This window comes from Microbulbifer sp. ABH2_005, from assembly GCF_056160005.1.
Window position 1 is genome coordinate 347,655 of sequence record NZ_JBSWWI010000001.1, and the last position, 14,104, is coordinate 361,758.

At 51.9% G+C, this 14,104-nt stretch carries 10 protein-coding genes; 5 read left to right on the forward strand and 5 right to left on the reverse strand.

Features of this window, described 5'->3' with window-relative positions; translation table 11 throughout:
• Positions 1-26: 26 nt before the first annotated feature.
• A complete protein-coding gene (locus ACXAFI_RS01545; protein ID WP_475107404.1) occupies positions 27-830 on the reverse strand; it encodes an ABC transporter permease in 804 nt (267 codons plus the stop codon).
• Positions 827-1,432 (reverse strand): ABC transporter ATP-binding protein, encoded by a 606-nt coding sequence (locus ACXAFI_RS01550; RefSeq protein WP_475107405.1) that lies wholly within the window; start codon positions 1,430-1,432, stop codon positions 827-829. Before ACXAFI_RS01550 ends, ACXAFI_RS01545 begins: the two co-directional genes overlap by 4 nt.
• Positions 1,433-1,761: 329 nt before the next feature.
• Here ACXAFI_RS01550 and ACXAFI_RS01555 point away from each other — a divergent pair, with 329 nt between their 5' ends.
• The 4 genes from ACXAFI_RS01555 (at position 1,762) to ACXAFI_RS01570 (ending at position 7,979) form a co-directional block, all read left to right on the forward strand.
• A complete protein-coding gene (locus ACXAFI_RS01555) occupies positions 1,762-3,906 on the forward strand; it encodes a hypothetical protein (RefSeq protein WP_475107406.1) in 2,145 nt (714 codons plus the stop codon).
• Between the two features lie 152 nt (positions 3,907-4,058).
• Positions 4,059-6,308, forward strand: coding sequence for a DNA topoisomerase IV subunit A (parC, locus tag ACXAFI_RS01560; protein WP_475107407.1), 2,250 nt, complete (start codon positions 4,059-4,061; stop codon positions 6,306-6,308).
• Between the two features lie 134 nt (positions 6,309-6,442).
• Complete coding sequence (locus tag ACXAFI_RS01565; protein ID WP_475107408.1) at positions 6,443-6,907, forward strand: MarR family winged helix-turn-helix transcriptional regulator; 465 nt, start codon at positions 6,443-6,445, stop codon at positions 6,905-6,907.
• On the forward strand, positions 6,900-7,979 hold the full coding sequence (locus ACXAFI_RS01570; protein ID WP_475107409.1) for an HlyD family secretion protein: 1,080 nt from the start codon (positions 6,900-6,902) through the stop codon (positions 7,977-7,979). Before ACXAFI_RS01565 ends, ACXAFI_RS01570 begins: the two co-directional genes overlap by 8 nt.
• Before the next feature lie 150 nt (positions 7,980-8,129).
• Here ACXAFI_RS01570 and ACXAFI_RS01575 read toward each other — a convergent pair whose 3' ends face one another.
• The 3 genes from ACXAFI_RS01575 to ACXAFI_RS01585 form a co-directional block, all read right to left on the reverse strand.
• The gene (locus ACXAFI_RS01575; RefSeq protein WP_475107410.1) at positions 8,130-8,552 is read right to left on the reverse strand and encodes a DUF2147 domain-containing protein; all 423 of its coding nucleotides are present in this window, start codon (positions 8,550-8,552) and stop codon (positions 8,130-8,132) included.
• Between the two features lie 161 nt (positions 8,553-8,713).
• Positions 8,714-10,180 carry a protein adenylyltransferase SelO gene (locus tag ACXAFI_RS01580; RefSeq protein WP_475107411.1) on the reverse strand — a complete coding sequence of 489 codons (1,467 nt, stop codon included), beginning with the start codon at positions 10,178-10,180 and terminating at the stop codon, positions 8,714-8,716.
• 70 nt (positions 10,181-10,250) lie between these two features.
• Positions 10,251-11,729, reverse strand: a complete 1,479-nt coding sequence (locus tag ACXAFI_RS01585) for a Ppx/GppA phosphatase family protein (protein ID WP_475107412.1) — start codon at positions 11,727-11,729, stop codon at positions 10,251-10,253.
• A 236-nt stretch (positions 11,730-11,965) separates the two neighbouring features.
• Between ACXAFI_RS01585 and ppk1 the strand changes: the two genes are divergently transcribed.
• Positions 11,966-14,017 (forward strand): polyphosphate kinase 1, encoded by a 2,052-nt coding sequence (gene ppk1, locus ACXAFI_RS01590; protein WP_475107413.1) that lies wholly within the window; start codon positions 11,966-11,968, stop codon positions 14,015-14,017.
• The last annotated feature ends 87 nt before the right edge of the window (positions 14,018-14,104 follow it).

Here is a 14,104-nt window from a genome sequence, read left to right on the forward strand (position 1 = left end):
CAAACTAGGGTTTAGCTGTAGTTAATCTAAAAATGCCCTGCTAGTAGCCTATCGATACATAAGCGTTCGCGCTTATCAAACATTCGTCTCGCACATAGAGCAACTGCGACAAAAGTACCAAATCCCGTACCCGCAGCAATCGTAAACATAATCAAAATCTGATATTTCACTGCGATGGTAGGGGATGTACCAGCTAGTATCTGCCCGGTCATCATACCAGGCAGAAATACAATCCCAGCTGCGGCCATAGAATTGATTGTTGGCATTAAGCCTGCGCGCATGGCATCCCGGCGAAATTCAATACTGGCTTGCCGCCAGGTTTCGCCTAGCATTAAGCGATTTTCAATAATATCACTTGAACGTCGCATACTTTCTGTTAGTCGGTCCAGGCCCAGGGCAACACCGGTCATGGTATTTCCCAGTAGCATGCCTAATAGAGGAATGGAGTATTGCGGTTGGTACCAGGGCTGGGGGCCAATAAGCACAACCAAACTTAATATGGTGACGCTAAACGCGGATACCAGCATGGAGAGGGTGCCGATGGCAAAACTCCTGCCACCGCGCAGGCGATATTTTTGCCGTGAGACGACTTGTTGTCCGGCAAACAATAACATCGCTAGTCCTAGCAGACTCACCCATAACAGGGTCCCAACGGCGAATAGCGCTTCCAGTATCAAACCGACAAGCGTTAGCTGAATCGCCGTTCGCACCGCCGCAATAATCAGCGATTTACCGAGCTGTAATCGGGCGATATGGGTGCAAATTGCCAGGGCAACTACCAGTGCTGCAGCCAGTGATAACTGCCACCAGGAAAGATCGATCACACTCATTGTGATATTTCCCTCTCTATTAGTCTGCTCCCTTTAATTTCAAAATGCCTGCTGGCTACGCGCTGGATCTGCTCTCTATTATGCGCCACCCAGATGACGGGGTACTGGTGCTTGCTGATTTCATCCATAAGCCATGCTTCTACTTTACTCGTAGTATCCGGATCCAGATTGGCTGTGGGTTCATCCAGTAAAAGTGCCTGCGGTGCGTAGGAGAGCGCGCGAATAAGCGCTAAGCGCTGTTTTTCCCCGGAGGAGAGCCGGCTTACTTGCCACTCTGCTGCCTCCTCGGGAAAGCCTAATGCCTTTAATGCTTTCCCCATCGGCTGATTAAAGTGTTCACCCACTGTTTCGTACCACCAAGCACTTTGTGCCGGTACCAACATAACTTGGCGGCGCCACTGGTGCCCTGGCATTTCCTTCTGAACTTTGTCGTTAAGAAAGATATCACCACTATGGGGTTCAATATCGGCAATAGCTCTAAGTAGGCGGCTCTTACCTGAGCCAGAAGAACCTGAAAGGCATAATACTTCCCCCGACTGAATTCTAATATCAATAGAGTAAATGGTACCAATTGAAAGGTTATTTATTTTCATCAAAGGCATTGGGGTTGCTCTTTAGATAATGTTTCGGGGGTTATTAATATTATAATTTTTTTTGATTAAAGAATTTTATATGTTGAAACAAAATAGAGTGCAATCTTACTCTTACGCTTGGCATATAAAATTCATCCATTTTCTTGATCATTAGTTGGGGCTCTATATTTTTTCTCTGTATATTTTTATGCGAAGGTTTAGAGGTCGCATCTTAAAACTTTTTCGTCCCCGTGGTAATATCGGAGATGTTTAGCTCTTAATATTAATGTATCTATTGACTCGATGGTACTAAGGTTTTACTTGCAGGCTAATTAAAGCCTAAATATGGATTGTTGAAAATGTCATCTTTAAAAAGAAATTATCTTGGGCTGGCTGCCAGTATTATTTTTTCTGCATTTTTTTTGCAGGGATGCAGTGGAGGTGGAGGTTCAAATAAGTCAGATTCTCCTCAGAGCTCCCCTCAAGATTCTCCTCAGAGCTCCCCTCAAGATTCTGTGTCAGATGGTGGGCAGGATAATGATACGGAAGTCTCGAGTGACGTAGATCCAGTTGTGGGTGTTTTTGTCGGTGTGGCAGATGGTTTGCATTACTCTACAAAAAGTGGTTCTGGTTTAACCAATGATAAGGGTGAGTTCAAATATAAACTTGGTGAGATAGTCACTTTTTCTATTGGCTCGTTGGAACTGGGGTCTACCGAAGGGAGTGCAAGAGTTACTTTATTTGACTTGCTTTCTATGGAGCCGCCAGCTACGGAGGAGAGTTTTAGGTCTGAATTGGAAAATGAAGAGGTCACTGATTTTGATCGAGTCGCCAATATGGCTTACTTATTGGTGGCCCTGGATGCTGACCGAAACCCTTATACTGGTGTGAGTTTGAGCGGATGGGGGGATCGTTTGCCTAATTTGTCATTTAGTCTCGATAAAGATCTCTTCAAGTTCCCTAGCGCTGATGGAGTTAATAGTTTATTTGAGGTTGGTTATGTCAATGGTATTGGTTTTCGTAGTGTAGATATTATTGAACCCCTTACCTATTACTACAATGCAATGGGTATCGTTTTTCCGGTAATGGTCAAAGTAAAGGAGGAATATAGTGATGATGATCTGTCCAAGGATTTGCGAGAATATACTTATGACGATTTGGGGAGGTTATTGAAGCTAAATTCGACTTCTGTGGATGAAGGTGACACCACTGACACTTATGTTGTTAATTATTCCTATAATGCCAATGGTTGGTTGCTGAGTGCTGAGACGGAGGGAAGGAAGGAAGCATATGATAGTAGTATAACTCCATATTTTAAAAGTTTAAATTATGATTACGATATTCAAGGGAATATCACTCAGAATCTGTACGAAGTGGGTCCTGATCGCGAATCTCCTCCTAACTATGTATTGAGGAAGAATTTTAACTACGGTTCTTCAGGTGAGATGCTTAGTTTTACTGTGAAGAGGAAGATGGGGGATGATGAAAATTTATTTATGTATAAGGAGGGTTTATATAATTATGGATCCAAGGGGCATATTGAGGAGTTAGAAAGAAAGAGTTTCTCTAATGGGGTTGTATCTCGGGTTCATCATACGACTTCAAGCTATTATGAGGATGGCTTACTGAAGTCTAAAAAATATGAAAACTTTCGAGTTAATTTTGATGGAGATAACCCAGATAATAAATCCTATACTCTTGCTCTCTACCGTAGTGTGATAAATGATTATGATAGGGAAGGACGATATCTATTTGAGGGGGAGTTTGAACACGCTGAGGATGGGGGGTTCTATTCTTATTATGTTACAAAAAATCAATACGATGAGATTGGAGGTGTAACTACTGTCGCTGAGGGGTATGCATCTGGTGTGAGTGGACCAGAGGCTTCTTGCTGGACACATAGAAGTGTTGTTTGTTGGAAATATACATCAAATAGATCTTATAACAATGCAGGGGATTTATTATCGAGCTATTCTGAATCTTTTGAGGATGAGGGGGGTGATGGCAGTTGGGATGAGTCTTACAGTACCTCGGAAAATAATACTATAAATGATATTGATCAAATAATTTATTCCCAAACCAGCAAAGATCAGGATATTGATGGCAGTCCTGATAAAATTTATTACCACGAATATACCTATCATGCTAACGGTAAGAGATCGAAATTAATCTTAAAAACTGATTTGGGTGCAGATGGGGATTTCGAAAGAATTCAGACATATCATTACAATGATATGGGGAAAGTATTGAGCAATACTTTAGTATCGTATAATCCAGATGGGGCTATTAGGAGTATATCCAAAAAGACAAATAAATATGACAACTTTGGTAACGGAATTGAGTATATTACCGAAGAAGCCGAAGAGGATGGTGTTCTTCAGGTTGTGAGTAAACACGTTGTAAGCTATTCCCCTTCTAATGGAGCTGGAGTTCACTATTTAATGAATTTGAACCAATCGAGAGTTGAGCGCGAGCCTGTAGAGAATCCTCTTACTACATATTAATGGGAAGCCCATTCCGATGGCTTGATGGTTGAGAGCCTCGTAAACCTTAGAGCTTTCAAAACCATTCAAAGGGGGCTTGGGAAGGCCCCCTTTGAACCTCCCGCCCCAGTCCGCCATAATCCGCTCTTTCCGAATCGAATAACGAGTGCTGTATGACCGACACCTCTGTCTATGAGGCCACAGAGCGCCTGCCGTTAAAGGAGTACACCGAAAAGGCGTACCTGGATTACTCCATGTATGTGATCCTGGATCGTGCCCTGCCGAATATCGGTGACGGCCTGAAGCCGGTGCAGCGGCGTATTGTCTACGCTATGAGCGAGCTGGGCCTGAAGAATACCGCCAAGTATAAGAAGTCCGCGCGCACCGTCGGCGATGTGATCGGTAAGTACCATCCCCACGGCGATAGCGCCGTGTATGAGGCGATGGTATTGATGGCACAGCCGTTCAGCTACCGCTACCCATTGATCGACGGCCAGGGCAACTGGGGCTCGCCGGATGATCCCAAGTCTTTCGCGGCTATGCGTTACACCGAGTCGCGCATGGGTAAATATTCGGAAGTCTTGCTGTCGGAACTGGGCCAGGGCACGGTGGATTGGCAGCCGAATTTCGATGGCACCATGGATGAGCCTTGTGTGTTGCCGGCGCGGGTGCCGAATATCCTGTTAAATGGTACCACCGGTATTGCCGTGGGTATGGCCACCGATATTCCGCCGCACAATTTGCGCGAAGTGGTCAACGCGACGGTGGCACTGCTGGAAAACCCGAAAGCCACGGTGGAAGAGTTGTGCGAGCATATTCTCGGTCCGGATATGCCCACGGAGGCGGAGATTATTACCCCGCGCGAAGACATTCGTAAGATTTACACCAGCGGTCGTGGCTCTATCAAGATGCGCGCCCTGTGGAGTAAAGAAGACGGCGATATTGTGATTACCGCGCTGCCCCACCAGGTGAGCGGCGCCAAGGTACTGGAGCAGATCGCGCAGCAGATGCAGGCGAAGAAGCTGCCGATGGTGAGCGACCTGCGCGATGAATCGGATCACGAAAATCCCACACGCCTGGTGATTGTGCCCAAGTCCAACCGAGTGGAAATGGAATCGGTGATGAATCACCTGTTCGCAACCACTGACCTGGAGCGCAACTACCGCGTCAATATGAATATGATCGGTATCGATGGCCGCCCACAGGTGAAGTCCCTCGATAAGATTCTGCGCGAGTGGCTGACTTTCCGCGCCACCACCACCCGCCGCCGTTTGCAGTTCCGCCTTGATAAAGTAGAGAAGCGCCTGCACCTGTTGGCAGGCTTGTTGGTTGCCTTCCTCAATATCGATGAAGTGATCGAGATTATCCGTACCAGCGACGAGCCCAAGCAGGAGCTGATGGATCGCTTCGAGCTGACGGATATCCAGGCGGATTACATTCTCGATACCAAGCTGCGTCAGTTAGCGCGATTGGAAGAAATGAAAATCCGCGGCGAGCAGGCGGAGCTGGAGAAAGAGCGCGATACCCTGACCAAGACCCTGGATAGTGAGCGCCGCCTCAAGACCCTGATCAAGAAAGAATTGCTGGCTGCGGCCAATGAGTTCGGCGACGAGCGCCGTTCCCCCATTGTGGCCCGCGAAGAAGCCAGGGCGTTTAGCGAATCTGAGCTGCTGTCTTCCGACCCCATCACCGTGGTGGTTTCCGAGAAAGGCTGGATTCGTGCGGCCAAGGGCCATGAGATTGATGCGGCGGCGCTGAGCTATAAGGCTGGAGATAACCTTGGCTTTGCCGCACGCGGCAAGAGTAACCAACCCGCGCTGTTGCTCGACAGCACCGGGCGCAGTTATTCCATTGCTGCCCATACCTTACCTTCGGCACGGGGACAGGGTGAGCCACTGAGTGGCCGTATCAACCCTCCTTCTGGAGCGACTTTTAAGGGCCTGTTGATGGGGTCCGACGACCAGCGGGTTCTGTTGGCTTCCGATGCGGGTTATGGCTTTATCGCCAGGCTCGCCGATCTGCAGTCGCGCAACAAGTCGGGTAAAGCCATGTTGACCCTGCCCAAATGCGCGCAGGTACTGCCGCCACAGTTGCTAGACAGTCCAGAAGAAGCGCTGCTGGCAGCAGTGACCTCAGAGGGGCGCATGTTGGTATTCCCTGTCACAGAGTTGCCGGAATTGTCGAAAGGCAAGGGCAACAAGATTATCAATATCACTGCCGCGCGGGCTGCCAGCCGCGAGGAAGTGGTGGTGGGAATCGCCGTGTTAGAGGGTAAAAACCAGCTGGTCGTGCACGCCGGCAAGCGCCATACCAAGATCAAGATCTCGGAGATGGAGCACTATCGCGGTGAGCGCGGCCGACGGGGCAACAAGCTGCCGCGGGGCTTCCAGAAGGTCGATAGCATCGAGGTGCTGGAAAAATAAGCCCATCAGTGATGCGGTAGAGCCAAAGCGGTCATTGCGACCGCTTTTTTATTGCCAGCTTTTTATTGATAAGCCGCGCATTGATGAAATAATAAGCAGGCTTATAATGAGCGCCCTCAAAAAAGGGAGAGGCTATGTCAGGGATGGGCGAGTCAGGAAAAGACAGCGCAACCGAGATGAGCTTTGCGCTGCACAGTGCGGCACGCCTGCTGCGGCGTAACTTTGACCGCCGCGCACGGGATCACGGCCTCAGTGATGCCCGCTGGCAGGTGCTCTGGCATCTGACGCGAGAGCAGGGGCTGAAGCAAACTGCACTGGCGGGGCGCCTGGAGATGGCACCGATCAGTCTGGCGCGCCTGCTCGATAAGCTACAGGGCGAAGGGCTGGTGGAGCGGCGGCCCGATCCTGCGGATCGGCGCTGTTTCAGGATTTACCCCACCGATTTGGCCCAGCCGGCGATGGCGCTGCTGGGTGATTTGGCAGAGGAGACCCGCAATCACGCCCTGGATGGCTTTACTGCGGCGGAAATAGGACAACTGCAGGCGCTGCTCGGGCGGCTGCGCAAGAATTTGATAGGCGAAGAGATTGAATGTGACTGAAAAGCTGCACCTAAAGCTAAAGTCGAGCGCGATGCGCAAGCTGGGGGGCGCCCTGGGGTTGGCGCTTGTCGCCCTGGCGGCCGGCTGGAGCCTGTATGGCGGCGGCGATATCGTCGAGACGCAAAACGCCTATGTAAAGGCGGATAAGGTATCCCTGGCGCCGGAAGTTCATGGTGTGGTGACCAAAGTACTGGTGAGTGCCAATGAGCCGGTTTTCAAAGGCCAGCTACTGATTCAAATTGATCGCACCGCCTATGAACTGGCGGTGACCGAGGCCGAGGCGCGCCTGGCCCAGGTGCGCAATGACCTGCTGGCGCGACGCGCCGAATATGCCGAGGCGGATGCCGCCCTGCAGCAGGCGCGCAAAGATGCAGACTTCTACCGGCGCCAGCTGGAGCGCAATGAAAAACTGGGCAAGGTAGCCTTCTCTGAGGCGGAACTGGATAGTGCCCGCCAGCAGCTGGAGCGGGCCCGCGCGCAAATCACCATCAATGCGGAGAAACTCTCCAGTCTGCGTGCCGAGCTGGGTGGCGACCCCAGTGTGGCCCTGGAAGAGCAGGCCGATCTCAAGGTGGCTCAGGCGCAATTGGACAAAGCCAATTATCAGCTGTCGCGCACCCGTATTATTGCACCTATGGATGGTGTGATCGCCAATACCCTGCCACAGGTCGGAGAGATGGCGACTGTTGGTGAGAGCCTCCTGTATATGGTGGGCACCAGCGGCCTATGGGTGGAAGCCAACCTTAAGGAGACCGAACTGGCCAGGGTGCGCACAGGCCAGCAGGCGGAGGTGACCCTCGATGCTTACCCGGACTTTGAGTGGCAGGCCCAGGTGGACAGCATGAGCCCGGCTAGCGGCAGTGAGTTCTCTCCAACCCCGCCGCAGAATGCCAGCGGCGAATGGCAAAAGGTAGTGCAGCGGGTGCCGGTGCGGTTGCGCCTTTATCCCCTCAAGGATGCGCCGCCGCTACGCGCAGGGATGAGTGCCAAGGTGCGTATCGATACCAGTGAGGATGCCAAAGTGGTATCCGCACGCGCCTCTACCGGTGAGAGTGGCAGAGTGGTTCTGTAGAAAAATAGAAAAACTGGAAGAGTTGGGATTTGCGCAGAGCGCGGAACTAGCGGAACTAAGAGGGGCTAGTTATTTAAATCGGACTAGCCAGCGACTACTCGCTAGAAAAAAACTAGAAAAAAGAAAGGCCCGCACTGCGGGCCCTGTATTTTACTCTTCGACTCTGTACCAGGTCTGGGTACGGTAGAGAAAACCGAGGTAACCGCGCACTTTCAGGGTGTTGTCGTTTTCCAGCCAGAACTTGCAGTCGTACACCTTGCCTTTCACCGGGTCCATAATTTCCCCGCCTTCGTATTTTTTGCCTTTCTGCACCATATTGGTGATCACGTCCATTCCTACGATAGGCTTGCCTTTCAGGTCGCCAGGACAGTTCTCGCAAATGGTGTCATTGGGTTTCAGCAACAGCTGGACGATCTTGCCGAAGTACTTGCCGTCCTTTTCATAAATTTCCACGATGGATCTGGGCTTGCCGGATTCGTCATCGATAGTGCGCCACTTGCCTACAACATCTGCGGCATTGGCCTGCAGGGCGAACAACAGGCCGAATGTGGCCAGAAGCAGGTTTCTTATCATTTGTAGGTTTTCCTCTATTCAGTGGGTGACCCAGATCTTACAGGAAGTCACTTGCAGCGACACCGCATAAGTCACCATCGGGTAAAAAAATAACCGCATACAGACGACATTTGACCGCAAATCCCGGCAATTTGTTCGCAAGTTGTACCACTTTAGCCTTGCTAAGAGCTACAGCTCAGCGGCATACGCTTGCCGGATTCCGGTGGGGCGCTGGCCCAGACTTCGTGTTGAGGATGCTCGTCAAATGGGTTCTGCAGTAGCTGGCGCAGGGTGCGCAAGGGCTGGTAATCCCCACCTTCGGCAGCCTCGATAACCTTCTGCGCCAAATAGTTACGCAACAGGTATTTAGGGTTTGCCGCCAGCATGGCTCGGTTGCGGGCGCAGGAATCACTGTGCTCGCGCGCCAGGCGTCGGTCGTAGTGCTCCAGCCACTGCTCGAGAGTACTGTGCTGAGCCTCGGCGAGACATTCCTGAAGTCCTTGGGCGGGGCGCTCGCCGCGGTAGTGGGACAGGGCGCGGAAGAAGCGTGTGTAGTCCGCTTCCCCCTGTTGTAACAGCTGCAGTAGATCGGCGCACAGCGCCTGATCGCCATCCTCCTCGGTGGTAAGCCCCAGTTTGGCACGCATCCTCGAAGCATAGGCATCGGTCACCAGAGGCTGGAACTGCTCCAGGCAGTCTCGCAGTGCTTCCACACTGACAAAACCGGATAGAGCGTGGGCCAGGGCATTCAGGTTCCAGAGCACCACACCGGGCTGCTGCTCGAAGGCGTAGCGACCGGTATGGTCCGAATGGTTGCAGATAAAAGTGGGGTCGTAGTCATCGAGAAAGGCATAGGGGCCGTAGTCGAAGGTGTCGCCAATGATCGACATATTGTCGGTATTCAGCACGCCGTGGGCGAAACCCACCGCCTGCCAGCCGGCCACCAGTTCGGCACTGCGTTTGGTGGTAAAGCGCAGCATGGCTTCGGCCTGCTCGCCGACATTGAGCCCTTGGGTATCGGGAACAAAACGCCGGCAAATCTCACCGATAAGCTGTTGCTGGGCCTGCAGTTGCTTGGTGTAAAACAGGTATTCGAAGTGGCCGAAGCGCACATGGCTCTCGGCCACGCGGATCAGCATTGCGCCTCTTTCAATTTGCTCGCGGGTCACTGACTCGTCGCTGCCGACGATACTCAACGCGCGGGTAGAGCGAATGCCCAGGCCACTTAAAGCCTCGCCGGCGAGATATTCCCGAATAGTGGAGCGCAACACCGCGCGGCCGTCGCCAAAGCGGGAGTAGGGGGTTTGGCCGGCGCCTTTCAGGTGTAATTCCCACTCTTTGCCCTGTTGTTCTATTTCCCCCAGCAGCAGGGCGCGACCGTCACCCAGATCCGGGTTGTAGACGCCAAACTGATGGCCTGTGTACTTCATTGCGAAGGGGCGGCTGCCCTGAAACAGCTTGGCACCACAGCCCAGCTCGGCCCAGTCGGGATTGGTCGCCTCTGAAGCATCGATACCGAGCAGCTGCAGCACCGCGGGGTTGATATCGATTAGCTGTGGGTGCTTGAAAGGTGTGGGGGCGATACGGCGGCCAAAGACATCGCCCATATCGGCGTAGTGGTGGCTGAGGGTAACTTCGCTGAGCTTCATAGGTACTGATTGTAGGTTGCAAATGGCTGCGGGCCCGCTCTAAATCGGGCCCTTGAATTGGCTGAAGAGATCACACCGCCAGCAGGCGCAGCGGACGATTCTGTGATTGCCAGTGCTGCTCCTCTTGGTAGAGCAGCTCTTCGATGGCGGGGCTCTTGTCGAGCCAGTCCCGCGTTATCTGCAGGCGGAAGGCGTCTCCCTGGTCTGCCAGGTTAACACCCTGCAGAGTGCGCTCCGTGCGGTCGCGGTGAATAATGCAGGCCAGGCGCAGGCACAGCAGTAAATCCGGGCTCGGGTGGAAACCATAGTGTTCTTTAGGAGGCTTGATAGTGCCGCGCTGGTTGCGCACCAGATAGGCCAGGTGTTCCTGCTCACCATTGGAAAATCCGGCCATATCTGCGTGCTTGATCATATAGGCACCGAGTTTTCGGAAGCTGCTGTGGGTGAGCGCCAGTCCCACTTCGTGTAACTGGATGGCCCAGCGCAGCCGCTGCCTGCTCTCGAGTGGATATTCGGGGCGGAGTTGCTGCAGCAGTTTAAGTGCGGTGTCATTGACGCGGCGTACCTGGTTTTGATCGATCTGCCAGCGCTGTACCACGGCGTCCACTGTGCTGGCGCGGCGATCGCCACCGTGCAGTCGCCCCGCCAGGTCGTGCACTATGCCCTCGCGGATGGCATAAGGGGAAACTTCCATACGTTGGATATCCAGCTCACAGAAGATGGCATGCAGGATTGCCAGGCCAGCGGCGAATACGGGGCGCCGCTCCTCATCGAGATTGGGCAGGTCCAGTTCGGCGATATGCTCCACCTGGGAGACTTCTTCGGCGAGCCGGTTGATATCCTCCCGCAGGATATCCGCCACTTCCCCTCCATTGAGCACCCGGGAAACCGCTTTCACACTGCCCGAGCAACCGATTACTTCCGCTTCGGCTGCGATGTGCTGAAGTTCCTGCAGCTCGGCACGGGCGGCGCGCTGTGCGCGCTTAAAATGGTTGACAGTATTTTCGCTGATTAAGCCATCGGCAAAAAAGCGTCGGCTGTAGGAAACACAGCCCATTTCCAGGCTTTGCAATTGTTGAGGGGCTTCGCTACCGCGCACCAGTTCGGTGGAGCCTCCGCCGATATCGATGATGCAGCGAAGCCGCGGTGGACCGTCGGCAGCGGCCATTACTCCACTGTAAATTAGCCGCGCCTCCTCAATGCCGCTAATAATTTCCACGGGCACGCCGAGAATTGACTCGGCCTCTTCGAGAAAGCCATCGGCATTGGCCGCGGCGGCACGGAGGGTATTGGTGCCGACGACGCGAATATGATCTGCCGGCAGTTTTTGTAGTACTGGCTGGAAGCGGGTAAGGGCGGCCAGGGCGCGCTCAGACACTGCCGGGTCCAGGTGGTGATGGGCATTTAACCCCTCCGCCAGGCGCACCATCGCGCGGTCTGTATGCAGGCGCACCATACGCTGCCCACGGAATTCTGCCAGTAACAGGTGGAAGCTGTTGGAACCGAGGTCGAGCGCGACATAGCGTTCAATCGGTGTTTGTGTAGGCATCCTGGCACCTGCTTAAATTTAAAGAGCAAACCGCTCCTGCACTTGCAAAATCACCAAATAATTTTGGTTAGTGCGAAGTGCCCTGTGGGTAAGGAGAGCTGCACGAGTTTGTTTTGAGAGCGCTCGGCTTGCGCTAAGTATACCCCTGTCATAGAGATTTCGTCTTTTTGTGGGATTTTATCCCGGTCGATCTTGTTATGATGTTTGAACTGGTAATTATGTGAAATGGTTTTCCGATGCCGAGTGATATCCCCCTCTTCCCCAAAGAATTGAGCTGGTTGTCCTTTAACGAACGGGTGTTGCAGGAGGTGGAAGATGAGAGTGTACCCATTATCGAGCGGGTACACTTTCTGGGTATTTTCTCCAATAACCTGGATGAATTTTTTCGGGTGCGAGTGGCCGATGTTCGTAGACTCACGGCATTTACTATCGGCGAGGAGCAGAAACAGCACTTTTCAGATCTGCTCGGGCAAATTAATAGCCGGGTATTACAGCTGCAAAGGCGCTACTCCAAAGCCTATGCCGAAGTGCTCTCGGTCCTTGATAAGCACAATATCCACATTGTCCGGGAAACCCACCTGAATGAGCAGCAGCGGGCTTTTGTCGAAGAGTACTTTCACCGTGAGGTGCTGCCAGAGTTGGAGCCTTTCTTTATCGATGAGCGCAATACCATGCCGCTGCTCAACGAAAAGAACATTTATTTTGCAATTACCCTTGCATTAAAAGGTAACCTGCGGCGCTATGCCGCTATGGAAATTCCAACGGACACCCTCTCGCGCTTTGTGGAAATTCCAGCGCGCAAGGGTAAGCGGGAAAAAGTTTATATTGTTCTGGATAATATCATTCGCGCTTGCCTGATGGATGTGTTTCGTCATGTGCTGCCGATTATTTCCGCCCAAGCTTATATGTTTAAGATCAGCCGCGATGCGGAATTGGAAGTTAGTGAAGAGGTTACCCAGAATATTGTGGACCGCGTTGAGCGCTCTCTTAAACAGAGAAAATATGCGGACCCAGTGCGTCTGGCCTATGATGCGGAAATGCCCAAGGCATTGTTGGGGCTGGTGAAGAAAAAGTTAAAAATGGGCCGCTATGACAGCTACACCCCAGGTGGGCGGTATCACAATTCCAAAGACCTGATGGGCTTTGCCAGTGACTCGCGTAGTCATCGCTACAAGCGCATGGCGCCATTACCTACCCTGCCGGTCAACGAGAGTATCTTTGCACAATTGAGGCTAGGTGATCAGCTTTTCTATTATCCCTACCACGATTTTCGTGCGATCACCAATTTCCTCGCCTCGGCAGCCATAGACCCCAAAGTAAGGGAGATTCGTATCAGCCTTTACCGGGTGGCAAAAAACTCACGGGTGGTGGCCGCACTAATTAATGCGGTGAGAAACAATAAAAAAGTGATTGCCGTAGTGGAGCTGAGGGCGAGCTTCGATGAAATGGCCAATATCCACTGGTCTCATGAATTGAGAGAAGCTGGTGTTCAGGTGGTCTACGGAATACCGGGTCTGAAAGTACATGCTAAATTAATTTCTGTGGTGCGGCGGGAGGAAGGCAAAAACCGTTTTTATACTCATTTGGGCACTGGTAATTTCAATGAAAACACTGCTCGTATTTATTGTGATTTTAGCTTGCTGACTAATGACCAGTCGGTTGGTCGTGAAATATACAATGTATTTGAATTTATGCGCTCCCCGGATAAGCGGCCTGTTTATAGAAATATCATTGTCTCACCATTTAATCTGCGCAATTCCTTAGAAGAAGCTATTGAGCGGGAGATAGAAGCGGCCAAGGAAGGGCGTGAGGCTGGGCTGTTTTTTAAATGCAATAACCTGGTCGACAGCCAGGTGATTGAGCAACTCTATAGGGCCAGTGCAGCAGGGGTAAAAATAAAATTGCTGATTCGCGGTATGTGTTCGCTCATCTGTGAAACTCCCGGACTGTCTGACAATATCCAAGCCATCAGCCTGGTCGATAAATACCTGGAACACGCGCGCGTGTACATTTTCCATAATGGTGGCGAGGAGATTATGTGGATGTCCTCAGCTGATCTGATGAAGCGCAATTTGGACCAGCGGGTGGAGGTCACCTTTCCGGTATCCAACCCGGAGCATCGCAAGACCATCAGGCATATTATGGATTTGCAGTGGAGCGATAATCAGAAAGCGAGAATTTTGGATGCCATGCAGAGTAATACCCGCCTGGCCAATCGAGAGGGAAAAAGTTGTCGCGCCCAGGATGCTATTTACGGTTACTTGAAACGCCTCGGCCAGGAAGATTAATCCAGTGTGGAGACCGATAAATTAGAACGCTAAGGCAGGATATTCCTTATTGATATCTGACGATAGCTCATTTGCGGCTGGCCGAGT